This is a genomic window from Protaetiibacter mangrovi (assembly GCF_024752305.1).
Classification (GTDB): Bacteria; Actinomycetota; Actinomycetes; order Actinomycetales; family Microbacteriaceae; genus Homoserinibacter; species Homoserinibacter mangrovi.
On record NZ_JANTHX010000004.1, the window covers coordinates 376607 to 401018 of the forward strand.

A 24412-nucleotide genomic window follows, 5' to 3' on the forward strand; every position below is an offset into this window, starting at 1 on the left:
CTGGGAGTCGGGACATCGGGTCGGGAAGTCTCGGTCGTCGGCGCAGTCCCGCGCCGACACGAGAGGACCACCCGACATGTTGCACACCCCCCTGCGCCGGCTCGCCGCCGGTGCGACCGCCACCGCGCTCCTCGCGGGCGCCTTCCTGATCCCGGCGGCGATCGCCGCGGCCGATGAGCTCCCCCCGGGCGAGGCGACGGAGTCCGTCGTCGGCGAGCCGAGCCCCGAGGCGGCGGCACCCGACGACGCGGAGGCGTCCGAGCTCGACGCGGCCCCGGATGAGGCGGACGAGCAGACCGCCCTCGCACCCGAGCAGGCGGCCGAGGCGGTCGACCTCCCGACCCCGGACGCCGCGACCCCGGAGACCCCGGTCGCCGCCGAGCAGCTCGTCCCCACGGCCGCCTCGACGGACGACCCGCAGGACCCGTCCGGCGAGATCGCGCCCGGCGACACCCTCGAGATCCCCTACACCGTCACGGGCGCCAAGATGGTGTTCGTCTACGCGATCGGCGCGAGCATCGACGCCGCGGTCGTCCGCGGCGACGGCTTCCGCGTGCCGCTGAACGCCAACGGCGTCGTCCACTCGGGCGAGTACTACTGGCTCGGCCAGCCCGACGGCGTCTGGACCCTGCAGATCAGCAACATCGGCACGCGCCCCATCACCCCCGAGTACGAGCTGAGCTACTCGACCTCCTCGGGCACCCTCGAACTCTTCAGCAGCGCCAACGCACCCGCGCTCTCGCTCACGGCCGACCCGATCGTCGACGGTTCCCGGCGCAGCGGCCTGACCGTGCTGTCGGAGCTCACCGGCCCGGACGGAACCACCTACAGCAAGCCCGTGCCCCCGATCTTCCCCGGTTCGACCCAGTACTCGGTGAACTACACCGGGCTGCCGGACGGCCGGTACTTCGCGCGGGTGTGGACCGTCGTCGACGGTGTCACGTACCAGTCCTCCCGCACGGTCGGGGTGCACGCCGCCGAGACCGACCCGCCGACCGTGACCCTCTCGACGACACCCGACGCCCCGAACGCGAACGGCTGGTTCCGCAGCGTGTCGCTCGCCTTCTCCGGCACCGACGCCGGCTCCGGATACCTCGACGCCGCGTTCGCCATCGACGGCGGTGCCGAGCAGATCGGCTACCTGGGCGTTCGCTACCCCCTCGCGGGAGACGGCGAGCACACCGTCCGCTACCGCGGACGCGACTATCAGCACAACTACAGCGCCTGGGAGGAGGCCACCGTCCGCGTCGACGCCACGGCGCCGCAGATCGCCCTGTACGGCATCGCCGAGGGGGCCCGCTACGCGGTGGGCGAGGAGCTGTTCGTCGAGTACCAGTGCGGCGACGCGACCTCCGGTCTCGTCGGCGGCGACTGCACGGCCGATCTGCCCGACGGCGCCCGCGTCGACACGACGACCCCGGGCGAGTACCGCTTCACGATCGAGGCGACCGATCTCGCCGGCAACACGAACCGCGTCGTGCGTCAGTACAGCGTGATCGCGCCGGACACGACCGACCCCGTCGTCGACGTCGAGCAGCCCGCGGTGCCGGCGAGCGGCTGGTACCTCGACGAGGTCACGGTGCGCTTCACCGCGAGCGACGAGAGCGGCATCCGTCTCATCCACTACGAGTACGAGACCAACCAGGGCACCGTGCGCCGCGACATCGAGGCGGATACCGCCGAGGTGACGTTCGACCGCAGCCAGTACTACCGGCTGAGCTACTGGGCCGAGGACGCCGCGGGCAACCGCAGCGAGTCGCGCGACCTCGACCTCTACGTCGACGCGACCGCGCCGTGGGTCGACATGACCACGCCGGCCGATGAGCCCTCGATCCTGCCGAACGGGCACTACGCACAGCACGAGAGCGTCGTGGTCGACTTCAGCTGCGACGACGACGCCTCGGGCATCGCGAGCTGCGAGGGGTCGACGCCGGACGGCGAGCTGCTGCCCACCGGCACCCCCGGCACCCACGAGCTGCGCATCGTGGCCACGGATGTCGCGGGCCACCGCACCGAGCGCGTCGTCAGCTACACGGTCGACGCGGCGCCCGCTCAGGGCGGCACCGGCACCGGATCGAGCGGCACCGGGGGGCTCGCCTCGACGGGTGCGGAGAACGTCGTCGCGGCGCTCGGGCTCGCCGCGCTCCTCCTCGGAGCGGGGGCTGCCCTGACCATCCGGCGACGCGTGCGCACGCGGTAGGAGGACACCGCCGCGCACGGGGACGGCCCGCCCTTTCGGGAGAGCGGGCCGTCCCGACCTCCGCGACCGGGACGCGGGTCCCGGTCGGATCCGGGCCCCATCCGGGCGCGATCGAGGGCTCCCGACCCTGGGGCTCGGGACACCGCGCGCGCGAAGGTCGGACGTCGGCACCCGCCGCCCGCAGGAAGGACCCCCATGACCACCACCGACGGGATCGAGTCGGCCGCTGAGGATCAGACCACCACGATCCTCACCGTCCCCGCCTCGCCCCTGCCCACCGACCCCCGACTGGGACAGACCGGCGGCGAGCTCGCGATCCTCGGGATCGTGCTCGTCGCAGCTCTCCTCGCGGCAGGAGCCCTGCTCCTGACCACGCGGAGACTCGGCGGCCGCTAGTCGGGTTGCGGCCGCCGCGCGTCCGGGCGGGGACCGGGGGTTCGCCGCCCGGACGCACCCGCGGCCCATGCACCACCCGCACCACCACCCCATCACCCCCGACTCCCAATCCGACACACGAAAGAAGAAGAACGATGTCCCGAACCACCACACGCGCCCTCGCGGGCGTGATCACGGCGGGCGGCCTGACCGCCGCCCTCGCCGGCTGCAGCCTGCTCCCGGGCCAGGGCGGCGGCTCCGCCGAACCCGGCGCGCCGGTCGGCTTCGAGCAGGTGCAGCAGGCCGTCATCCAGCTCGAGGCGCGCGGCACCTTCGTCGACCCCGAGTACGGCGGCTACGAGGGCGCCGGCCGCGGATCCGGCTTCATCATCAGCGAGGACGGCCTCGCCATCACCAACAACCATGTCGTCGTCGGCGCGGGCACGATCGACGTGTGGCGCGGCGGCGACCAGAGCGACACCCTCGACGCCCGGGTGCTCGGCGCATCCGAGTGCCTCGACATCGCCGTGGTGCAGCTCGAGAAGGGCGACTACCCCTACCTCGCCTGGCACACGGGCGAGATCACGACCGGCATCGACGTGTACGCGGCGGGCTTCCCGCTCGGCGACCCGACGTTCACCATGACGCGCGGCATCGTGTCCAAGGCCGACATCGAAGGCGACACCGCGTGGGCCTCGATCGACTCGATCATCGAGCACGACGCGCGCATCCGCCCCGGCAACTCGGGCGGTCCCCTGGTGGACTCGAGCGGTCGGGTCGTCGGGGTCAACTACGCGGGCGAGGACACGTACGACTACAACTTCGCGATCCACCGCGACGAGGTGCAGGGCGTCATCGACCAGCTCGCGGCCGGCGAGTCGGTGCTGAGCCTCGGCATCAACGGCCAAGGCATCGCGGGCGAGGACGGCGGGCTCGGGGTCTGGGTCGCCTCGGTCGCCGCCGGGTCTGCGGCCGACAAGGCGGGCATCGAGCCCGGCGACCTGATCACCCGCCTCGGCGGCGTGAGCGTCGGCACCGACGGTTCGATGCGCGAGTACTGCGACGTGCTGCGCACCCACGGTCCGGAGGCGACGCTCGACATCGAGCTGTTCCGGCCCTCCGACCAGTCCTACTACCGCGGACAGGTCAACTCCGACCGCGTGGTCGCTGCGGTCGCCAACGTCGGCGGCGGGGGCGGCGGCGAGCCGTCGGGCGACTTCGTCGACATCTCCGACGACTCGGGACGCATCGGCGTCTCGGTGCCCGTCGAGTGGGACGAGGTCGACGGCTCCGGCTTCACCGACGACTCCGGCAACGCGTGGGCGACGGTGAGCGCCAGCCCCAGCCTGTCGAAGTACCAGAACGGCTGGACCGCGCCGGGTGTCACCGTCGCCGCGACGCAGTCGAACGTGAGCGCCGCGTCGATCGATGCGCTGCTCGGCTCCACCCGCGCGAGCGTCACCCCCGACGGGTGCGTGTCGCAGGGCGTGCAGAGCTACGCCGACGGCTATCACACCGGCAGCTACGAGTACTACACGGGATGCGGCTCCACCTCCGCCGACTACGTCGCCATCGCGGCGATCGCGGACGACGGCAGCTACCTCGTCTACGTGCTGGTGCAGGCGCTCGACGATGACGACGTCGCCGCCCTGGACCGCATCGTCAGCAGCTTCATCGCGGGCTTCTGATCGTCGGGCGGGTGCCGCGCTCCTTCCTGGCGCGGCACCCGTCCCCTCACCGCGCCGGGCGCCGGACGCTGTGGGCGGTGACGCCTAGACTCGTCACGCCATGACGTTCCTCCTCGACGGATTCGACAGCGATCCGGGTGATTCCGGGCTGCCCTCCTCGGGTGCGCCCGCGGTCGACGAGGCGCTGCTCGCGGGGCTGAACCCGCAGCAGCGCGAGGCGGTGCTGCACCGCGGGAAGGCGCTGCTGATCGTCGCGGGCGCGGGGTCGGGCAAGACGAGCGTGCTCACCCGCCGCATCGCGAGCCTGCTGCAGACCCGGGAGGCGTGGCCGAGCCAGATCCTCGCGATCACCTTCACCAACAAGGCCGCCAACGAGATGCGCGAGCGCGTCGAGCAGTTGGTGGGCGGTGCGGCGGAGGGCATGTGGATCTCCACCTTCCACTCGGCGTGCGTGCGCATCCTGCGGCGCCAGGCCGAGGCGATGGGGCTGAAGACGGCGTTCACCATCTACGACTCGGCCGATTCGCGCGCCCTCCTCAAGCGCATCATCAAGGAGCTCGAGGTCGACACCCTCGGGCTCACGGTGCCGAGCGTCGCCGGGAAGATCTCGAAGCTCAAGAACGAGCTGTCGGACGTCGACTCCTACGCGCGCAGCGTCAACGCCGACGACCCCGCCGACGCGGCCTTCCTCGAGGTGTTCCGCCGCTACACCGAGAGCCTGCGACGGGCCAACGCGCTCGACTTCGACGACCTCATCGCCGAGACCGTGCACCTGTTCCGGGCGTTCCCCGAGGTGGCCGCGCTCTACCAGCGTCGGTTCCGGCACATCCTCGTCGACGAGTACCAGGACACCAACCACGCCCAGTACGCGCTCATCCGCGAGCTCACCCGTCCGGTCGAGCCGCAGCACGTGCCCGCCGACACGCGGATGCGGCTGGATGCGAACGGCGGCATCCCGGGGGCGTCGCTCACCGTCGTGGGCGACTCCGACCAGTCGATCTATGCGTTCCGCGGAGCCGACATCCGCAACATCGTCGAGTTCGAGCGCGACTACCCCGAGGCGCGTGTGATCCTGCTCGAGCAGAACTACCGCTCGACGCAGAACATCCTCGACGCCGCCAACTCCGTCATCGCCTCGAACTTCGACCGCCAGGAGAAGAACCTCTTCACCACCGCAGGGGCGGGCGACAAGATCACCGGCTTCACCGGATACAGCGCCTACGACGAGGCGCAGTTCGTGGCCGACGAGATCCAGAAGCTGCGCGAGGCGGGCGCCGCCTACTCCGACATGGCGGTCTTCTTCCGGGTCAACTCGCAGACCCGGGCACTGGAGGACATCCTGATCCGCTCGGCGATCCCGTACCGGATCGCGGGCGGCACCAAGTTCTACGAGCGCGCCGAGATCAAGGACGCGATGGCCTACCTCGTGCAGGTCGCGAACCCCGCCGACGACCTGGCCCTGCGGCGCATCATGAACACCCCGAAGCGCGGGATCGGTCCGGCCACCGAGGCGGCGCTGCAGGCGCACGCCGACCGCCTGGGCGTGCCGCTGCGGGAGACGCTGCGCGATGCCGACCAGCTGGGCCTCGGCCCGAAGGTCACGAAGGCGATCATCGACCTCGGCACGACCCTCGACGAGGTCGAGGCGATGGTGCCGACCGCGCCACCGGCCGACGTGCTCACCGAGCTCATCGTGCGCACCGGCTACGTCGACGCCCTGCGGGCGACGCGCGACCCGCAGGACGAGGTGCGCGCCGAGAACGTCGAGGAGCTGCTCTCGTTCACGAAGGAGTTCGCGCGTCGCAACCCCGAGGGCCGGCTGATCGACTTCCTCACCGAGGTGGCCCTCGTCGCGGCCGCCGACGAGATCGACGACGCGTCCGGATCGGTGACGCTCATGACCCTGCACACCGCGAAGGGCCTCGAGTACGACACCGTGTTCCTCACGGGCATCGAGGAGGACCTGCTGCCGCACCGGATGTCGGCGGGGGAGCCGGGCGGCATCGCCGAGGAGCGGCGACTGTTCTACGTCGGCATCACGCGCGCGAAGAAGCGGCTGTTCCTCTCGCTCGCGATGACCCGCGCGCAGTTCGGCGACACGGCGGTCGCGATGCCGAGCCGCTTCCTCCAGGACGTGCCCGGCCACCTCATCGAGTGGCGCCAGTCGCCCGGCCAGGCGAACTCGCGCGGCGGCACCCGCTCGCGGGCGCTCAACGCCCCGACCCGGCAGCGCTTCAGCTACAGCACCTCGCTCCCGCCCGCGCCGAATCGCGAGAAGCGCGAGTGGACGAGCGCCGTCACGGGCGCCGTGCGCGACAACGGCGACCTGACGCTCGCCCCGGGCGACCGCATCCGGCACACCGACTTCGGCGAGGGTCGCGTGGTCGACGTCACGGGCACCGCCCCGAAGGCCGTGGCCGAGGTGCAGTTCGACACCGCCGGTCGCAAGCGCCTGCTCATCAAGATCGCGCCCATCGAGAAGCTGTAGCCGCGGTCAGCTCTCGCCGATCGCCTCCGGCTCGCTCGGCTCGACGCGTCCGGCCGCGGCGAGCTCCATCCGCCGCCGCCGTGCGAGCACCACGAGCAGCAGCGCCGTCGCCGCCGCGAGCAGCAGCGCCGCGTCGATGCCGATCGCCCAGGTCACGCCGAGCCAGGCGCCGAGGGCCGCGACGAGGATGCCGGCGCCCACCCGCGATCCGTTGCTCGCCATCGCGAAGGCGCCGATGAAGCGCCCGCGTCGGTCGGCGGGCGCCTCGAGCTGCACGACCGCCTGCGAGGTGGAGCTCGACACCAGGTTGGCCGTGCCCGCGATCACCAGGGCGACGAGGCTCAGCGCGAAGCTGCGCGAGAGGGCGAAGATCACGAGAGCCGTCGCGAACACGACCGTCGCCGTGGTGGCGAGCCGCACGCTCACCCGGACCCGGCCGATCGCCTCCAGGCCGATGCCGCCCGCGACGGCGCCGGTGGCCATGGCGATGAGCAGCATGCCGTAGGCGAACCCCGACTCGTCGAGCCCGAGCAGCTCGCCGAACTCCGGTAGCAGGGTGACGACGGCCGACCCGATGAAGAGCCCCGCGCACGCCTGCAACACCATGACGGCGAGGATCGGCGGATGCGCCGGCACCTCCCGCAGCACCCCGAGCACGTCGCGGATGCGTGCGGCGGCGGGGCGGTCGCCCGCACGGCTGTGGCCGTCGTAGGGGACGACCAGCAGGTAGCCGACGAACGGCAGGTACAGCAGCACGTTGATCGCCATGCCCCACGCCGGTCCGACGGTGAACAGCAGGGCGGCGCCGATCGCCGGGCCCACCAGCATGCCGAGGTTGAGCCCGGTGGCCATCAGGCGCACCGCGCTCGGGAGGTCCGCAGGTCCGACGATGTCGTAGAGCATGAGCTGATCCGCCGGACCCCAGAAGGTGCCCGCGAGCCCGTGCAGCACGAGCAGGATGACGCAGTGCCACGGCTGCAGCGTGCCGGTGGCGATGAGCACCGCCCACCCCGCGGAGGCGAGCATGAAACAGGCCGCCCCGAGCTGGATCAGCCGTCGGCAGTCGAAGCGGTCGGCGAGCGCCCCGAAGGGGATCGCGAACAGCAGCTGGGGGAGCCAGTGGCTGATCACGGCGAAGCCGGCCAGCACGGGCGAGTGGAACAGCTGCCACATCACGAAGTACGTGATGGCGTGCTCGACGTGGTCGGCGCCCATCATGAGCGAACCGCCGGCGAGGTATCCCTTGTACCAGGGGGCGCGGAGGGCGGCGAATCGCATCGCCCGACTCTATCCTCGCCGCGAGCGGCCCGACTGCGCTCGGGAGCGGCGCGTCTGCCCCCGGACTGGTGCCAGGGCGGCACGCCGGTCGCCCTTGCGCGGCCGCGTCGGCGTCGGCCACGATGTCAGGCAATCTTGGACGAGCGTCCAACCGCCGCACGACCCGACGACGAGGTGCGATGTCCCGCCGCATGAGCCCCGACGACCGACGCGACGCCCTGATCCAGGCCGCCATCCGGGTGATCGCCCGCGGGGGTGTGGCCGCGGCCACCGCCCGCGCGATCACCGCCGAGGCGCGGATGCCTCCCACCTCGTTCCGCTTCGTGTTCTCCTCCCGCGAGGATCTGCTCTCGCAGGTGATCCGCGCCGTGACGGACGGCGAGCGGATGGCGGCGGAGCTGTCGATCCCGTACGGCGTCGCGGCCACCCTCGAGCAGGTGATCGTCGCGGCGTTCGACGCCTACCTCGACCTGCTCGTGCAGGACCCGGATCGCGAGCTCGCCCTCGTCGAGCTGGCGCTGTACGGGGTGCGGTACGAGCCCGCACTGGCCGATCGCCAGTACGGCTTCTACTACCGCGAGGCCGAGGGGATGCTGACGCAGCTCGCGCAGGTCTGCGGCATCACGTGGCGCGAGCCCGGCCCGGTGCTCGCCCGGCGGCTCGTGGTGGTGATGGACGGCATCACGACCACCTGGCTCGCCGACCGCGACACCCAGGCGGCGCGCGCCTTCATCCGCGGCATCGCCCCGTGGTTCGCCGCCTCGGCGCTGCGCGTCGCCGCCTGAGGCGCCAGGTCGTGTCGCGCCGGCCGCGCGCGACGCGACGCACGATGACGCCTCACCTCGGGAGGAGCAGGCGCGAGGGGAGGCGGCGGATGCGGCGAGGGGTCAGCCGCACGAGCACGCGCACCACCGCGAGAGCCGCGCGCTCGCGGCCGGGGTGCCGGGGGAGGCCGTAGGCGTCCCGGATCGGGTCGGGCAGCAGCCGCGCCGTCATGAGCCGACCGACCGGGAGCGCCGCGCGCACCCACCACGGCACGGTGCCCCGCGCGGGTCGCAGGATGCCGGCCGCCACCGCGCGGGCGTCGTCGCCGACCGCCAACGTCGGCAGCACGCCATCCCAGTACGCATCGAACGCCGCGCGCGAGGCGGGCCAGAGCTCGGGCGGCACCTGCAGGCTCGTGCCGAAACGGCCGGAGACGGCGTAGACCTCGTCGGCCACGGCATCCGGCAGCGGGCGGAACAGCGACGCGTGCACCTGCACGCCGAGCGCGTAGAGCGTCGCCGCGACCCAGAGCTGCGTCTCGGGGTCGCGCGCACCCGGGATGCCGCTGTGCGCCCGATCCACCCGCCCCGCCGCGGCCGCCGCCACTTCGGGTTCCCCGAGCCCGATCGCGTACACGTAGCCGAGCGTGTGGCGCAGCCGCCGCATCGGGTCGCGGGCGAACCCGGAGTGGCGCGCGACCGCGCGGGCGACCGCCGGATGCGCCAACTGCAGCAGCAGCGCGGCCCCGCCGCCGAGCACGAGCGACCCCTCGGCGAGGTAGTCGTCCGCGGTCGTCACGCGGTCAATCCTCTCCGAATCAGCGGGTAGCATGGCAGGCGGTCATTTATCTCGACATCGAACTATCTCGGCGTCGAGACAGTTCGGCCGCCATTCCATCCCCGACGCATTGGAAGAAGCGACAGCGTGGATCTCTACGAGTACCAGGCCCGCGACATGTTCGAGAAGTACGGGGTCCCCGTGCTCGCCGGCATCGTCGCCGACACCCCCGCCGAGGCGCGCGCCGCGGCCGAGAAGCTCGGCGGCGTGACCGTCGTCAAGGCCCAGGTGAAGACCGGGGGCCGCGGCAAGGCGGGCGGCGTCAAGGTCGCCAAGACCCCGGACGACGCGGAGGCCGCGGCCGAGGCGATCCTCGGTCTCGACATCAAGGGCCACGTCGTGAAGCGCCTCATGGTCGCCGCGGGCGCCGACATCCAGCAGGAGTACTACTTCTCGGTGCTGCTCGACCGGTCCAACCGCTCCTACCTCTCGCTCTCCTCCTACGAGGGCGGCATGGAGATCGAGCAGCTGGCCGAGGAGCGCCCGGACGCGCTCGCCCGCGTCGAGGTCGACCCGATCGAGGGCATCACGCTCGAGAAGGCGACCGAGATCGCCGTCGCCGCGAAGTTCCCGGCCGAGCTCGTCGACAAGGTCGCCCCCGTCTTCGTGAAGCTCTACGAGGTCTACACGGGCGAGGACGCCACCCTCGTCGAGGTCAACCCGCTCGTGCTGACGGGCTCCGGCGAGATCGTCGCCCTCGACGGCAAGGTGTCGCTCGACGACAACGCGAGCGAGGTGCGCCACCACGACCACGAGGCCCTCGAGGACAAGGACGCCGCCGACCCGCTCGAGGCGAAGGCGAAGGCCGCGGGCCTCAACTACGTGAAGCTCGACGGCGAGGTCGGCATCATCGGCAACGGCGCGGGACTGGTCATGTCGACTCTCGACGTGGTCGCCTACGCCGGCGAGAACCACTCCGGCGTGAAGCCCGCCAACTTCCTCGACATCGGCGGCGGCGCCTCCGCGGAGATCATGGCCGCCGGCCTCGACGTGATCCTCGGCGACCCGCAGGTCAAGAGCGTGTTCGTCAACGTCTTCGGCGGCATCACCTCCTGCGTCGCGGTCGCGAACGGCATCGTGAAGGCGCTCGAGATCCTCGGCGACTCGGCCACCAAGCCCCTCGTCGTGCGCCTCGACGGCAACCAGGTCGAGGAGGGTCGCGCGATCCTCGCCGCGGCCGCCCACCCGCTCGTCACCATCGCCACCGGCATGGACGAGGGCGCCGACAAGGCTGCCGAGCTGGCTTCGAAGTAAGGGACAGAGAAATGTCGATCTTCCTCACCAAGGACTCCAAGGTCATCGTCCAGGGCATCACCGGCGGCGAGGGCACCAAGCACACCGCCCTCATGCTGAAGGCGGGCACCCAGGTCGTGGGCGGCGTCAACGCGCGCAAGGCCGGCACCACGGTGTCGCACACCGACCGGGATGGCGCCGCGGTCGAGCTGCCGGTGTTCGCGTCCGTCGCCGAGGCCATGGCCGCGACCGGCGCCGACGTGTCGATCGCCTTCGTGCCGCCGGCGTTCACGAAGGACGCGATGATCGAGGCCATCGACGCCGAGATCCCGCTGCTCGTCGTGATCACCGAGGGCGTGCCCGTGCAGGACACCGCCGAGGCGTGGGCCTACGCGAAGGCGAAGGGCACCACCCGCATCATCGGGCCGAACTGCCCCGGGATCATCACGCCGGGCGAATCGCTCGTCGGCATCACGCCCGCCAACATCACCGGCAAGGGTCCGGTCGGCCTCGTCTCGAAGTCGGGCACGCTGACCTACCAGATGATGTACGAGCTGCGCGATCTCGGCTTCTCGACCGCCATCGGCATCGGCGGCGACCCGATCATCGGCACCACCCACATCGACGCCCTCGCCGCGTTCGAGGCCGACCCCGAGACGAAGGCGATCGTGATGATCGGCGAGATCGGCGGCGACGCCGAGGAGCGCGCGGCCGCGTTCATCGCCGAGAACGTCACGAAGCCCGTCGTCGGCTACGTCGCCGGCTTCACGGCCCCCGAGGGCAAGACCATGGGTCACGCGGGTGCCATCGTCTCCGGCTCGGCCGGCACCGCCCAGGCCAAGAAGGAGGCTCTCGAGGCCGCCGGCGTCAAGGTGGGCAAGACCCCGTCCGAGACGGCCGCGCTGCTGCGCGAGGTGCTCGCCTCGGCCTGATCCGATCCGACACGATGCGCCCCGTCCGGTCCGCCGGGCGGGGCGCATCCGTTCCTGCGTAGGGTCGTCCCATGGGCACCGACGACCTTCCCCACTCGACCCCCGGTGCCGAGGAGGTCGACGCCCGCGGCATCTCGGCGCTCCTCGACGCCCTCGAGGCCGACCCGGCGATCCGCCCGCACGGCCTCGTGCTGATGCGGCACGGGTCCGTGATCGCCGAGGGCTGGTGGGCTCCCTACCGCGCCGACCGGGTGCAGCTGCTCTACTCGCTGAGCAAGAGCTTCACGTCGGCGGCCGCCGGTCTCGCGCGCGCGGACGGCCTGCTCGACCTCGACACCCCGGTGCTCGACTACCTGCCCGAGTACGCGTCCGACCTGGCCGACCCGAGGATGCAGCGGATGACGGTGCGCCACCTCGCGTCGATGGCGAGCGGGCACCGCGAGGAGACCCTCGACCGTGCGATCGCCGCGGGCGACGGCGACCTCATCCGCGGATTCCTCCGCACCCCGCTCGACGCCGAGCCGGGCACCGTCTTCGCCTACAACCAGCCGTGCACCTACACCCTCGCCGCCATCGTGCAGCGCGCGGTGGGGCGGTCGCTCGTCGACTACCTGCGACCGCGCCTGCTCGATCCCCTCGGCATCCGCGAGGCGTACTGGATCGAGCAGCCCCCGGGTCGGGACCTCGGCTTCAGCGGCCTGCACGCGACGACGGATGCCGTGGCGCGCCTCGGACTGCTCTTCCTGCGGGGCGGCCGGTGGGGCGAGGCGCAGCTGCTCGACGCCGACTGGGTCGCCGAGGCGAGCCGGGTGCAGGTGGCCAACCCCGGCGACTGGGGTGCCGACTGGAGCCAGGGCTACGGCCTGCAGTTCTGGATGTCGCGGCACGGCTACCGGGGGGACGGCGCCTACGGGCAGTTCTGCGTGATCCTGCCCGAGCAGGACGCCGTGCTGGCGATCACCTCCGAGACCCACGAGATGCAGCGGGTGCTCGACCACGTCTGGAACCTGCTGCTGCCGGCCTTCGACGGGCCGCCCGACCCGGTCGCGGACGCGGCGCTCGCCGCGCGACTCGGGTCGGCCTCCTTCCCCGCGTCGACCGCGGATGCGCACCCCGCCGACGCCGCACCCTGGGAGGGCGCCGTCTTCCGCGTCGCCGCCGCGGGTGCGCCCGCCGGCGGTATCCGCGAGATCCGACTGCGCCGGCCGGCGCCCGAGCAGTGGGAGCTCGCCCTCGTCGACGACCACGGAGAGCTCGTCCTGCCCGTCGGCGCCGGAGGCTGGGCGGAGTCGGAGCCCGACGGTCTGCCGGCGGCGGTCTCGGGCGGCTGGGACGCGCACGGCTTCGTCGCCGAGGTGCTGCTGCTCGAGACGCCGCACACGCTCCGCATCCGCTGTCGGGCCGACGGTTCGGCCACCACGCGCTGGGTGACCGATCCGATGCACTCACCGCTCGCGCGGGCGCAGCGGCATCCGTGATCCGGCCCCCCCGCGCCTCACCCCGTCGGGGTGGGGCGCGCGGTGGTTTCAGGAGGATGATGAGCCCAGTGGAGGAGAGGATCCGTCATGCCCCGTGAGACGCAGGCTCAGAAGATCGCCCGCATGGAGGAGGAGAACTCCCGGCTCCGCGAGGAGCTCGACGCCGCACGGGGAGCCCTCGAGGCACGCGCAGCCGCCGACGCCGAGGCCGCAGCCGCACCGCCCGCGGAGGTCGCCGCATCCCCGGCGAAGCGCGGTCGCGGAACCGGGCGCGCCGTCGCCTCCGTCGTGCTCATCGTGATCGCCGCGATCCTCGCGCCCATCGCGCTCGTCGCGAACACGGCCGACCGCCTGCTGACCGACACCGACTACTTCGTCGACACCCTCGAGCCGATCATCGAGGACCCGGCGGTGCAGCAGCTCATCATCGACGAGGTGACCGATGTCATCCGCACCCAGGCGAAGCTCGACGATGTCGTGTCGAACCTGTTCGACGGGCTCGACGGCCTCGACCTGCCGCCGGCCGCGATCCGCGCGCTCCAACTGCTGGAGCAGCCGGCGATCAACGGCCTCGACACCCTCATCGACCGCCTCGTCACCCAGGTCGTCACCTCGGACGCCTTCCGCGACGTCATCACCCAGTCGCTGCGCATCACCCATGCGCAGGTCATCGCCGCGCTCTCCGGGCACGGCGACGTGCTGCAGATCAGCGCCACAGGCGAGATCGGCATCGCGCTCGGGCCGATCGTGGAGCAGGTGAAGACCTCCCTCGCCGACGCGGGATTCCCGTTCGCCGACCTCATCCCCGCGGTCGACAGCGTGATCGTCGTCGCCGAGTCCTCGCAGGCCGCACAGCTCGTCTGGCTGTACCAGCTGGCCGTCGCCGTCGGTCCGTGGCTCCAGTGGGTCGTCATCGCCCTGTTCGTGGTCGCGGTGCTCGTGGCGCGCCGCTGGGCGGTCGCGATCTTCGGCGCGGGCCTCGCGCTCGCCATCTCCGCGTCGGTGCTCGCGGCGGGGATCGGCGTGGGACGGGTCTTCGCCCTCACCGCGACGGCCGGCACCATCCCGGGGAACGCACTCGGGGCCATCTACGACACGGTGGTCGCGTCGATCGTCGCCTCCGCGGTCGCCGCCATCATCGTCGGGCTCGCGCTCGCCGTCGTCGCCGCGCTCGCCGGACCGTGGGGGTGGGCGGTCGCGCTGCGCGGACTCGCCGACACCGGCGCCGACACCCTCCGCACCCGCGGCGAGGAGCACGGGCTGAGCACCGGCCGCTTCGGGGAGCTCGTGTACCGGGGGAGGATCGTCATCCGGGTCGTGGTCGCGTTCGTGGCCGCCGCCATCATCCTCTTCGTGCGCCCGTTGACGCCGGCCATCATCATCTGGACGCTCGTGCTCTCGCTGCTCGTGGTGGCGATCGCGCGCATCCTCGAGCGCCCCGTCGCGGCACCCGAGGAGGCGGAGCCTCTGCCCGTAGGCTGAGCGCATGACGACCTCCCGCCGAGTCGGCGACCTCGCCGTCGTGTTCGCAGCCGCCCTCGCCCTCAGCGGATGCGGCATCCTGCCCCTGTTCCCGGTCGGCGGCGGCACCGCCACCAGCAGCCCCGCCCCCGCCGACGACGTGCCCGCCGAGCTCCAGCCGTTCTACACGCAGCAGCTCGACTGGTCGGGATGCGGGGCGAGCGGCATCGACTGCACCGAGGTCACCGTGCCGCTCGACTGGAGCGACCCGACGGGCGACACCATGCAGCTCGCCGTCGCGCGGCACCGGGCGACGGGCGCCTCGCTCGGGTCGCTGCTCATCAACCCGGGCGGTCCCGGCGGCTCGGGCTACGACTTCGTGCACGACTCGGTCGACTACATCGTCACCCAGGACGTGCTCGCGAACTACGACGTGATCGGCTTCGACCCCCGCGGGGTCAACCACTCCGACCCGATCGCCTGCTACACCGACGCGGCCGACCAGGACGAGTGGCTCTACGGCACCTACTCCTCGGCCTACGGCACGCAGGGCTGGCTCGACGAGCTCACCGGCCGCGCCGAGGACTGGGCGTCCGCGTGCGAGGAGAACACCGGGGCGCTGCTCGGCCACCTCGACGCCGCATCGGTCGCCCGCGACATGGACGTCATGCGGGCGGTGCTGGGCGACACCGAGCTGCACTACCTCGGCTACTCCTACGGCACCTACCTCGGCACGGTGTACGCCGAGCTGTTCCCGGAGAAGGTCGGTCGGATGGTGCTCGACGGCGCCGTCGACCCGCAGGTCGGCGACCTCGACGCGCTCGCCGTGCAGATGGCCGGCTTCGACTCGGCCCTGCGCGCCTACATGCAGTGGTGCCTGCCGCAGTCGGACTGCCCGTTCTCCGGAAGCGCCGACACCGCGCTGAAATCGGTGCGGCAGATGCTCGACACCGTCGACGCACGCCACTTCGTCGCCTCCGACGGGCGCGAGCTCGACTCGGCGACCACGGCGACGGGCATCATCTTCACGCTGTACTCGGAGAGCTACTGGCCCTATCTCTCGGAGCTCTTCACCGACCTGCGCAAGGGGGACGCCGACACGGTGTTCACCTACGCCGACGCCTACAACGGCCGACAGGCCGACGGCAGCTACTCCGACAACTCCATGGACATCTACACGGCCGTGACCTGCGACGAGGGCACCCTCGGCTCCGACGGGGTCGACGTGTTCGACGGGCTGGCGAAGATCGACGCCGCGGCGCCCATCCTGGGGCGCTACGCGGCGTACGACGACTACGCGGTGCTCAAGGTGGTGTGCGCGAACTGGCCGGTGCCGACCGCGACCCTGCCCGACGCCTTCACGGCCGACGGGGCCGCCCCGATCATGGTCGTCGGCACCACCAACGACCCCGCCACCCCGTACGCGAACGCGAAGTCCCTGGCGAACCAGCTCTCGAGCGGGTTCCTCGTGACCTATCAGGGCGAGGGGCACACGATCTACGCCCAGGGCGTGGCCTGCGTCGACGACACGGTCGACGCCTACCTGATCTCGGGCACCGTCCCCGCGGCGGACCCGCAGTGCTGAGGGTGCGGGGCCGCCTGCGGTGAGCCGCCGTCTCACCATCCTGTTCGCGGGGGCCGAGGCGCTCCTGGTCGCCGCGATCGGCGTCGCGATCCCGCTGCTGCTCGCGACCCTGCTGTGGGCGATCCAGTTCGGCTTCGGACCCGACTGGGCGGGGTTCTGGCGGGCCGCCGTCGACGTGTGGCTGATCGGTCACGGCGTCGACGTCACCTTCGTGCTCGACGAGGTGACGGCCGTCACCATCGGCGCGCCCGAGGGGACCGTCGTGCTCGTCTCGATCGCCGCGCTCGGCTTCGCGCTGCTGACCCTGCTGCTCGGGGTGCGCGCGGGGGCGCGGGTGGCGGAGACCGGGCACCGGATGCTGGGGGAGCTCGCCGCGTTCCTCGCGTTCGGCGGCGTCTCGCTGCTGCTGACGCTCTCGGCCGTGCACCCGGCGGCGCGCCCGTCGATCTGGCAGGGCGCCCTGCTGCCCGCGCTGGTGTTCGGCCTCGGGCTGCTGCTCGGCGTGCTGCGCGCCGACGCCGACCGCGGTGCCGGCACCTGGGACCGGCTGGGACGCGTCACCGCATCCTGGGGCGCCCCCCTCCGCGGCGGTATCGTGGCCGCGCTCAAGGCGGGCGCCGCATCCGTGATGCTCGTGCTCGCGGCGAGCGCCGTGGCCGCCACCGTCGTGCTCGTGCTCGGGTACGCCCAGGTGATCCGCATGTACGAGACCCTGCACACCGAGGTGCTCGGCGGCGTCGTGCTGACCGCCGCCCAGTTCGCGTTCGTGCCGAACATCGTCGTCTGGGTCGCCTCCTGGTTCGCGGGCCCCGGATTCGCGCTCGGGGTCGGTTCGCAGGTGTCGCCGCTCGGCACCTCCGTCGGGCCGCTCCCGACGATCCCCGTGCTCGGCGCCCTGCCCGCCGGCGAGCTGACGTTCGGCTTCGTCGGCCTCGCGGTGCCGGTCGTCGCCGCCTTCCTCGCGGCCACCGCGGTGCGCCCGGCGCTCCTGCGCGCCGTCGGCGAGGGATCCCGTCTCGGATGGTCGGCGTTCGCGGCGCTCGCGGGCGGCGTGACGGGCGGACTGCTCTTCGCCCTGCTCGCCGCGGCATCCGCCGGCGGACTCGGTCCGGGGCGCTTCAGCCAGGTGGGCCCCGACCCGCTCGCCGTGGGACTGGCCTCCGGGCTGGAGTTCGCCGTGGGCCTCGCACTCGGCTTCGCCGCCGCCTCCCTCCCCGCGCTCCTGCGCGGGCGTGGCCGGTAGGCTGGGCGGGTGCTGCGGGTCGTCGTCCTCATCTCCGGGGGCGGGTCCAACCTCCGCGCCCTCCTCGAGGCCGCGCAGGACGCCGAGTTCCCCGCCCGCGTCGTGGCGGTCGGAGCCGACCGGCAGGCCGACGGCCTCGCCCACGCGGAGCTCTTCGGCATCCCGTCGTTCGTCGTGCCCTACAGCTCCTTCGCATCGCGGGAGGCGTGGGGCGAGGAGCTGCTGAACCGGCTGCGCGAGTGGCAGCCCGACCTGGTGATCCTGTCGGGCCTCATGAAGCTGCTGCCGCATCAGGTCGTCGCCGAGTACAGCCCCCGGATCATCAACACCCATCCCGCGTATCTGCCCGAGTTCCCCGGGGCCCACGGGGTGCGCGACGCGCTCGCCGCGGGCGCCGAGCAGACCGGCGCGAGCATCATCGTCGTCGACGACGGCGTCGACGAGGGGCCCATCCTCGCCCAGCGGCGGGTGCCGATCGAGCCGGGCGACACGGAGACGTCGCTGCACGAGCGCATCAAACCCGTCGAGCGGGAGCTGCTGATCCAGACCGTGCTCGACATCGCGAACCAGACCATCCACCTCGAGGAGTACCGTTGAGCGGCCCCGCGATCGACCCGTCCCTCTACCGCGAACGCGACCGGGTTCCCATCCGCCGTGCGCTCGTCGCCGTCTCCGACAAGACCGGGCTCGTCGAGCTGGCGCGCGCCCTCGTCGAGGCGGACGTCGAGATCGTCTCCACCGGAGGCACCTCGAAGGCCATCGCGGATGCCGGCCTGCCCGTCACCCAGATCGGCGACCTGACCGGCTTCCCCGAGCACCTCGACGGCCGGGTGCGCACCCTGCACCCCAAGGTGCACTCGGGCCTCCTCGCCGACCTGCGACTCGAGAGCCACGAGGCCGAGCTGGCGCGCTTCGAGATCGAGCCATTCGAGCTCGTCGTCGTCAACCTCTACCCCTTCGCCGAGACCGTCGCCTCGGGGGCTGCCCCGGACGCGGTGATCGAGCAGATCGACATCGGCGGCCCCGCGATGGTGCGCGCCTCCGCCAAGAACCACGCCAACGTCGCGGTCGTCGTGTCGCCCGCCCGCTACGGCGACATCGTGCACGCGCTGGAGGTGGGGGGCACGACCCTCGCCGAGCGCCGCGAACTGGCCCGCGAGGCGTTCCGCCACACGGCGAGCTACGACGTCGCGGTCGCGAGCTGGATCGGAAACGTGCTCGCCCCGGACGACGAGGGCTCCGGCTTCCCCGGGTGGGCGGCCGCCACCTGGACCCGCGCCGAGGTGCTGCGCTACGGCGAGAACTCCCACCAGCGCGCCGCCCTCTACCGCGAGCCCCACGGGCTCGGCATCGCCGAGGCCACCCAACTGCAGGGCAAGGAGATGTCCTACAACAACTACGTCGACGCGGATGCGGCGCTCCGTGCCGCCTACGACCACCACGGCCCCGCCGTCGCGATCATCAAGCACGCCAACCCGTGCGGCATCGCCACCGCCGACACCATCGCCGCCGCCCACGCCCTCGCGCACGCCTGCGACCCGGTGTCGGCGTACGGCGGCGTCATCGCCGCGAACCGCCCGATCACGCGCGAGGCGGCCGAGTCGATCGCGCCGATCTTCACCGAGGTGATCGTGGCCCCCGGGTTCGAGCCGGGAGCGCTCGAGGTGCTCGCCGCCAAGAAGAACCTGCGTCTGCTCCAGCTGCCCGAGGGCTACGCGCGCACCGAGACCGAGCTGCGTCAGATCTCCGGAGGACTGCTGCTGCAGCAGTCCGACGACCACTTCACGCCCGCCCTGCAGTGGAAGCTCGCGACCGGCGAGCCCGCCGACGCGGCCACCCTCGCCGACCTCGAGTTCGCCTGGCGGGCCGTGCGCGCGGTCAAGTCGAACGCCATCCTGCTCGCCTCCGGCGGCGCCTCCGTCGGGGTCGGCATGGGGCAGGTCAACCGGGTCGACTCCTGCAAGCTCGCCGTCGAGCGGGCCGGGGAGCGCGCCGCGGGCTCGGTCGCCGCATCCGACGCGTTCTTCCCCTTCGACGACGGCCCCCGCATCCTGCTCGAGGCCGGCGTGCGCGCCATCGTGCAGCCCGGCGGTTCGATCCGCGACGACGACGTCATCGCGGCATGCGCCGAGTACGGCGCGACCCTCTACCTCACCGGAGAACGCCACTTCTTCCACTGAGTCTTCTTGCGCCGCGATAATCCGCGGCGCCGGCCGTATCCGCGCACGAGCGCGGTCGCGCGCGGATCCGGGTGCCGACACAGTCGCGGTCGTGCGAGATCCGCGGCGCCGGCCCGATCCGTGCACGAGCGCGGTCGCGCGCGAATACGGGTGCCGACACAGTCTCGGTGGTGCGGGATCCGCGGCGCCCCGGGGGCATCTGCTCAGCGCGGATGAGCGGGTGTTGCAGTGTCGGAGGCGGCGGGCATATTCTGTAGGGCTGCTCGGGCATCATCCGGGCGGACGAGGCTCGCACAACGAGGAGGCATCATGACGAACACCGGTAGCAAGCGCCCTGTCGAGGCCGCGAAGCCGGCCGTCGCCTCCCTCCCGCGGCGTCCGTAGCGGCGCAGCCCGCCCGCCTGTCACGACGGATCCGGAATCCGTCGAATCCCCTCAACGTTCCACCACTCGTGCGCGAACTCTCGCGCGTTCCCTGGATGTCCCATGTCTGATCAGTCGATCCCGCCCTCCTCGTCCCCCGGGACGGTGCGCACGCTGCTGCGCATCCTGCCCTTCGTCCGGCCGTTCCTCGGCCGCACCATCGTGAGCTTCGTCGTCTACGTCGTGCTCGTGCTCGTGCAGCTCGCGGTGCCCGTGGTGCTGCAGTGGATCGTCGACGGTCCGCTCGCGACCGGCGACGCCCGCCAGATCTGGCCCGCCGCCGGGCTCGTGCTCGCGCTCGGCGTGGCCGAGGGGCTGCTCATCATGCTGCGGCGCTTCCTGGTGCTCACCCCCTCGACGCACATCGAGGCGTCGATGCGCAACACCCTCTACGCGAAGCTGCAGGATCTGCCGGTCGCCTTCCACGACCGCTGGCAGTCGGGCCAGCTGCTCTCGCGCGCCATGGGCGACCTCGGCACCATCCGCCGCTGGCTCGCGTTCGGCGTGATCCTGCTGGTCGGCAACGTCGTCGTGATCGTCGTCGGCTTCGGCATCCTGTTCACCTGGTCGTGGCAGCTCGCGCTCGTCTTCATCGTCGCGTCGGTGCCGATGTGGGTCGTCGGGTTCCGCTTCGAGCACCGCTACTCGCTCGTGTCGCGTCGCGCACAGGACCAGCAGGGCGACCTGGCGACGACCGTCGAGGAGTCGGTGCACGGCATCCGGGTGCTCAAGGCCTTCGGTCGCGGCAAGCACAGCCTCGAGGCCTTCCTGCGGCAGGCCGAGGAGCTGCGCGGCACCGAGCTGGAGAAGGCCCGGTCGATCGCCGGCCTCTGGCTCTGGCTGCTGCTCATCCCCGACACCGCGTTCGCGCTCTCGCTGCTCGGCGGCGTGGTGCTGGCCGCGAGCGGTCAGCTCACGGTCGGCGGACTCATCGCCTTCTTCGCCGCCGCGTCCGTGCTGCGCTGGCCGATCGAGTCGATCGGGTGGCTGCTGTCGATGACGTTCGAGACCCGCACCGCGGTCGAGCGGCTCTTCGAGGTGCTCGACGAGCCCAACCCGATCCGCGATCCGGAGCACCCGGTGACGGTCGCCGAGCCGCGCGGCCGGCTCGTCTTCGAGCACGTGCACTTCCGCTACCAGGATTCGCCGGCCTCGGTGCCCGACCTGCTCGAGGACATCACCCTCGAGGTGGAGCCGGGCGAGACCATGGCGCTCGTCGGGCTGACCGGTTCGGGCAAGACCACCCTCACCGCGCTCACCACCCGGCTCTACGACGTGACGGGCGGCCGGGTGCTGATCGATGGCGTCGACGTGCGAGACCTCACCCGCGAGGAGCTGCGCGCCCGGATCGCGATGGCGTTCGAGGAGGCGACGCTGTTCTCGGCCTCCGTGCGCGAGAACGTGCTGCTCGGGCGCCCCGAGCTCGACGTCGACTCGCCGGAGGGCGAGGCGGTGCTCGCGGAGGCGCTCGACATCGCGCAGGCCGAGTTCGTGGAGCGGCTCCCGATGGGCGCCGACACGACCATCGGCGAGGAGGGGTTGAGCCTCTCGGGCGGCCAGCGCCAGCGCATCGCGCTCGCCCGCGCGGTGGCGGCTCGGCCCTCGGTGCTCGTGCTCGACGACCCGCTCTCGGCGCTCGACGTCGACACGGAGGCGCGCGTCGAGGCGGGGCTGCGCCGCGTGCTCGCCGACACGACCGCGCTCGTCGTGGCCCACCGTCCGTCGACCGTCATGCTCGCGGACCGCGTCGCCCTGCTCGAGGACGGCCGCATCACCGATGTCGGGCGGCACTCGGAGCTGCTCGAGCGCAACCCCCACTACCGTCACGTGATCTCGTCGCTCGACGACGATCGCGATACCGAGCAGGCCCCCCAGGAGGTGATCGCGTGAGCACGCTCGAAGGCGTCGAGGGCGAAGACCGTCAGGACTACACGCGCGAGGAGAGCCGCGCCATGCGGCAGCGCTCGCTCGTGCTGCTCGGCTCGCTGCTGCGACCCCTGCGCGGTCGGGTGATCGTCGCGATGGTGATCGTCGCGGCGAGCACCGGGCTGCAGACCGCGGGCCCGGCGCTCATCGCGTTCGGCATCGACGCGGGGCTGCCCGCCATCGTCGAGCGGCAGGACGCGATGCCGCTCGCGCTCGTCGTGCTGCTCTACCTGACGGCGGCCATCGTGGGCGCCGTCCTGATGTGGCACTACACGATGCTGTCGGCGCGCATCAGTCAGGCGTTCCTGTTCGACCTGCGCGGCCGCATCTACCGGCACGCGCAGCTGCTGAGCCTCGAGTTCCACGAGAGCTACACCTCGGGGCGCATCATCGCGCGGCAGACGAACGACCTCGACTCGATCCGCGAACTGCTCGACTCGGGGATCCAGGGGCTCATCCGCGGCGTGCTCTACATGGCGTTCATCGCGGTCGCCCTGCTGTTCCTCGATCCGCTGTCGGCGGTCGTCATCGCGTGCTCGCTGCCGATCCTGGCGCTGCTGACCCGATGGTTCCAGGTGACGTCGCAGCGCGCCTTCCGCGCCACCCGTGTGCACTCGGCGCGGCTCATCGTCAAGTTCGTCGAGACGATGACGGGCATCCGGGCCGTGAAGGCGTTCCGCGCGGAGCGACGCAACGAGCGGGAGTTCGGCGCGACCACCGAGGCGTATCGCGACGCCAACGCGAAGGCGATCGGCGTGTTCGGCGTCTTCGACCCGAGTCTCGTCGTGATCGGCAACGTGGTCGTGGCGGTGGTGCTGCTCGTCGGCGGGCTCCGGGTGGCCGAGGGGTCGCTCGCGGTCGGCGTGCTGCTCGCCGCGCTCATGTACACCCGCCGGTTCTTCGACCCGATGGAGGAGATGGCGCAGTTCTACAACTCCTACCAATCGGCCGCGGCGGCGCTCGAGAAGATCTCGGGAGTGCTCGACGAGAACCCGACGGTTCCGGATCCGACCCGGCCGGTCGACCTGTGGAGGGCGCGCGGGGCCCTCGACTTCGACGACGTGCGCTTCGCCTACCGCGAGGACCTCGTGGTGCTGCCCGACTTCGAGCTGCACATCCCGGCCGGCCAGACCGTCGCGCTCGTCGGATCGACGGGGGCCGGCAAGTCGACGCTCGCGAAGCTCGTAGCGCGGTTCTACGACCCCACCACGGGGTCGGTGCGGCTCGACGGCGTCGACCTGCGCGAGCTGCACCCGAAGGATCTGCGCCGGGCCATCGTCATGGTGACGCAGGAGGCGTACCTGTTCTCGGGCTCGGTGGCCGACAACATCGCGCTCGGCAAGCCCGGAGCCTCGCTCGACGAGATCCAGGCGGCGGCGCGCGCGGTCGGGGCGCACGAGTTCATCACGGCGCTGCCCGACGGCTACGACACGGATGTGAACAAGCGCGGCGGGCGCGTCTCCGCCGGTCAGCGGCAGCTGCTGTCGTTCGCGCGCGCGTTCCTCGCCGACCCGGCGGTGCTGATCCTCGACGAGGCGACGGCCTCGCTCGACATCCCGAGCGAGCGGCTCGTGCAGGAGGGCCTCACCACCCTGCTCTCGGATCGCACCGCGATCGTCATCGCGCACCGTCTGTCGACGGTCGCGATCGCCGATCGGGTGCTCGTGATGGAGCACGGTCGGATCGTCGAGGACGGCACCCCCGAGGAGCTCATCGGAGGAACGGGACGCTTCGCGGCGCTGCACAAGGCCTGGAAGGACTCGCTGGTCTGAGCGCGCGCTGGAGCCCCTCAGCCCAGGGCGTTGACGATGATCACCAGCACGAGCACGACCGCGGCGACGCCGCCGGCCGCGACACCGAGCATGGTGAACAGCTTCTTCCGGTCGAGGGCCTCGCGGAATCCGAGCCCGCCCGCCTCGCGGCGCACGAAGCGGCGGATGGGCTCGGCGCTCACCCGCAGGTCGACCTCGTCCTTGAGGCTCTGCTTGACCCCGCCGACCGGCGCCGCCACGAAGTGGGGTGCCTCGTCGCCACCCCACTCGATGTGGCGCGGGATCTCGACGATCGTGAACGTCGAGTCGATCTCGTCGGTGATGATCTGGAAGCTCGACGTCTCGCTGAGGTTGGTGTGCGCGATGAGCGGCCACCACTGCCGGTTCGCGAGGTCGAGGTCGATCGTGAATCCCTTGGCGGTGCGGGAGAACACGAATGCCGTGCCCTGCATGTGCCTCTGCATCATCGCCATGAGGTCGTCGGTTCGGGTCATGGCAGCGAGGGTACCGGCGCCACCCTCGGCCGGATACGCGCCATTTCGGGGGAG

Annotated in this window: 18 protein-coding genes; 15 read left to right on the forward strand and 3 right to left on the reverse strand. The window is 72.0% G+C overall.

Going from position 1 to position 24412, the window contains the following annotated elements; all coding sequences use genetic code 11:
• The first annotated feature begins 76 nt into the window (after nucleotides 1–76).
• The 4 genes from NUH29_RS04025 to NUH29_RS04040 all read left to right on the forward strand — a co-directional run bounded on the left by NUH29_RS04025 (nucleotide 77) and on the right by NUH29_RS04040 (nucleotide 6751).
• Nucleotides 77–2200, forward strand: a complete 2124-nt coding sequence (locus NUH29_RS04025; RefSeq protein WP_258797717.1) for an Ig-like domain repeat protein — start codon at nucleotides 77–79, stop codon at nucleotides 2198–2200.
• 195 nt (nucleotides 2201–2395) lie between these two features.
• Nucleotides 2396–2596, forward strand: a complete 201-nt coding sequence (locus tag NUH29_RS04030; protein WP_258797718.1) for a hypothetical protein — start codon at nucleotides 2396–2398, stop codon at nucleotides 2594–2596.
• 134 nt (nucleotides 2597–2730) lie between these two features.
• Entirely contained in the window at nucleotides 2731–4263 is a 1533-nt protein-coding gene (locus NUH29_RS04035) for a S1C family serine protease (protein WP_258797719.1), read from the forward strand.
• A gap of 100 nt (nucleotides 4264–4363) precedes the next feature.
• Entirely contained in the window at nucleotides 4364–6751 is a 2388-nt protein-coding gene (locus NUH29_RS04040; protein WP_258797720.1) for an ATP-dependent helicase, read from the forward strand.
• Nucleotides 6752–6757: 6 nt separating this feature from the next.
• Here NUH29_RS04040 and NUH29_RS04045 read toward each other — a convergent pair whose 3' ends face one another.
• Nucleotides 6758–8029 (reverse strand): MFS transporter, encoded by a 1272-nt coding sequence (locus tag NUH29_RS04045; protein ID WP_258797721.1) that lies wholly within the window; start codon nucleotides 8027–8029, stop codon nucleotides 6758–6760.
• A gap of 179 nt (nucleotides 8030–8208) precedes the next feature.
• Here NUH29_RS04045 and NUH29_RS04050 point away from each other — a divergent pair, with 179 nt between their 5' ends.
• Complete coding sequence (locus tag NUH29_RS04050; protein WP_258797722.1) at nucleotides 8209–8814, forward strand: TetR/AcrR family transcriptional regulator; 606 nt, start codon at nucleotides 8209–8211, stop codon at nucleotides 8812–8814.
• A gap of 52 nt (nucleotides 8815–8866) precedes the next feature.
• Here NUH29_RS04050 and NUH29_RS04055 read toward each other — a convergent pair whose 3' ends face one another.
• Nucleotides 8867–9592 carry an oxygenase MpaB family protein gene (locus NUH29_RS04055; protein ID WP_258797723.1) on the reverse strand — a complete coding sequence of 242 codons (726 nt, stop codon included), beginning with the start codon at nucleotides 9590–9592 and terminating at the stop codon, nucleotides 8867–8869.
• 126 nt (nucleotides 9593–9718) lie between these two features.
• On the opposite strand from NUH29_RS04055, the gene sucC reads away from it, so the two are divergent.
• The 10 genes from sucC to NUH29_RS04105 all read left to right on the forward strand — a co-directional run bounded on the left by sucC (nucleotide 9719) and on the right by NUH29_RS04105 (nucleotide 23864).
• Nucleotides 9719–10885, forward strand: coding sequence for an ADP-forming succinate--CoA ligase subunit beta (gene sucC / locus NUH29_RS04060; protein WP_258797724.1), 1167 nt, complete (start codon nucleotides 9719–9721; stop codon nucleotides 10883–10885).
• Nucleotides 10886–10896: 11 nt separating this feature from the next.
• Complete coding sequence (sucD, locus tag NUH29_RS04065; RefSeq protein WP_258797725.1) at nucleotides 10897–11796, forward strand: succinate--CoA ligase subunit alpha; 900 nt, start codon at nucleotides 10897–10899, stop codon at nucleotides 11794–11796.
• 71 nt (nucleotides 11797–11867) lie between these two features.
• Entirely contained in the window at nucleotides 11868–13274 is a 1407-nt protein-coding gene (locus NUH29_RS04070; protein WP_258797726.1) for a serine hydrolase domain-containing protein, read from the forward strand.
• Between the two features lie 87 nt (nucleotides 13275–13361).
• Nucleotides 13362–14756 carry a hypothetical protein gene (locus NUH29_RS04075; protein ID WP_258797727.1) on the forward strand — a complete coding sequence of 465 codons (1395 nt, stop codon included), beginning with the start codon at nucleotides 13362–13364 and terminating at the stop codon, nucleotides 14754–14756.
• Between the two features lie 4 nt (nucleotides 14757–14760).
• The gene (locus tag NUH29_RS04080) at nucleotides 14761–16320 is read left to right on the forward strand and encodes an alpha/beta hydrolase (protein WP_258797728.1); all 1560 of its coding nucleotides are present in this window, start codon (nucleotides 14761–14763) and stop codon (nucleotides 16318–16320) included.
• Between the two features lie 19 nt (nucleotides 16321–16339).
• Entirely contained in the window at nucleotides 16340–17563 is a 1224-nt protein-coding gene (locus tag NUH29_RS04085) for a cell division protein PerM (RefSeq protein WP_258797729.1), read from the forward strand.
• A 9-nt stretch (nucleotides 17564–17572) separates the two neighbouring features.
• Nucleotides 17573–18160 carry a phosphoribosylglycinamide formyltransferase gene (gene purN / locus NUH29_RS04090; protein WP_258797730.1) on the forward strand — a complete coding sequence of 196 codons (588 nt, stop codon included), beginning with the start codon at nucleotides 17573–17575 and terminating at the stop codon, nucleotides 18158–18160.
• Nucleotides 18157–19743: a bifunctional phosphoribosylaminoimidazolecarboxamide formyltransferase/IMP cyclohydrolase gene (purH, locus tag NUH29_RS04095; RefSeq protein ID WP_258797731.1), complete on the forward strand. Its 1587-nt coding sequence runs from the start codon at nucleotides 18157–18159 to the stop codon at nucleotides 19741–19743. Before purN ends, purH begins: the two co-directional genes overlap by 4 nt.
• 486 nt (nucleotides 19744–20229) lie before the next feature.
• Nucleotides 20230–22056: an ABC transporter ATP-binding protein gene (locus tag NUH29_RS04100; protein ID WP_258797732.1), complete on the forward strand. Its 1827-nt coding sequence runs from the start codon at nucleotides 20230–20232 to the stop codon at nucleotides 22054–22056.
• Nucleotides 22053–23864: an ABC transporter ATP-binding protein gene (locus tag NUH29_RS04105; protein WP_258797733.1), complete on the forward strand. Its 1812-nt coding sequence runs from the start codon at nucleotides 22053–22055 to the stop codon at nucleotides 23862–23864. The genes NUH29_RS04100 and NUH29_RS04105 overlap by 4 nt, the downstream gene beginning before the upstream one ends.
• A gap of 17 nt (nucleotides 23865–23881) precedes the next feature.
• Here the strand turns inward: NUH29_RS04105 and NUH29_RS04110 are convergent, their stop codons facing one another.
• Complete coding sequence (locus NUH29_RS04110; protein WP_258797734.1) at nucleotides 23882–24358, reverse strand: hypothetical protein; 477 nt, start codon at nucleotides 24356–24358, stop codon at nucleotides 23882–23884.
• Nucleotides 24359–24412 lie beyond the last annotated feature (54 nt).

Excerpts from the sequence above, each read along its gene's own strand:
- NUH29_RS04035 (WP_258797719.1), top strand. The coding sequence starts at position 2,731 with ATGTCCCGAACCACCACACGCGCCCTCGCGGGCGTGATCACGGCGGGC.
- NUH29_RS04030 (WP_258797718.1), top strand. The coding sequence starts at position 2,396 with ATGACCACCACCGACGGGATCGAGTCGGCCGCTGAGGATCAGACCACC.
- NUH29_RS04110 (WP_258797734.1), bottom strand. The coding sequence starts at position 24,358 with ATGACCCGAACCGACGACCTCATGGCGATGATGCAGAGGCACATGCAG.
- NUH29_RS04040 (WP_258797720.1), top strand. The coding sequence starts at position 4,364 with ATGACGTTCCTCCTCGACGGATTCGACAGCGATCCGGGTGATTCCGGG.
- NUH29_RS04080 (WP_258797728.1), top strand. The coding sequence starts at position 14,761 with ATGACGACCTCCCGCCGAGTCGGCGACCTCGCCGTCGTGTTCGCAGCC.
- NUH29_RS04025 (WP_258797717.1), top strand. The coding sequence starts at position 77 with ATGTTGCACACCCCCCTGCGCCGGCTCGCCGCCGGTGCGACCGCCACC.
- NUH29_RS04050 (WP_258797722.1), top strand. The coding sequence starts at position 8,209 with ATGTCCCGCCGCATGAGCCCCGACGACCGACGCGACGCCCTGATCCAG.
- NUH29_RS04045 (WP_258797721.1), bottom strand. The coding sequence starts at position 8,029 with ATGCGATTCGCCGCCCTCCGCGCCCCCTGGTACAAGGGATACCTCGCC.
- NUH29_RS04100 (WP_258797732.1), top strand. The coding sequence starts at position 20,230 with ATGTCTGATCAGTCGATCCCGCCCTCCTCGTCCCCCGGGACGGTGCGC.
- NUH29_RS04075 (WP_258797727.1), top strand. The coding sequence starts at position 13,362 with ATGCCCCGTGAGACGCAGGCTCAGAAGATCGCCCGCATGGAGGAGGAG.
- sucD (WP_258797725.1), top strand. The coding sequence starts at position 10,897 with ATGTCGATCTTCCTCACCAAGGACTCCAAGGTCATCGTCCAGGGCATC.
- NUH29_RS04070 (WP_258797726.1), top strand. The coding sequence starts at position 11,868 with ATGGGCACCGACGACCTTCCCCACTCGACCCCCGGTGCCGAGGAGGTC.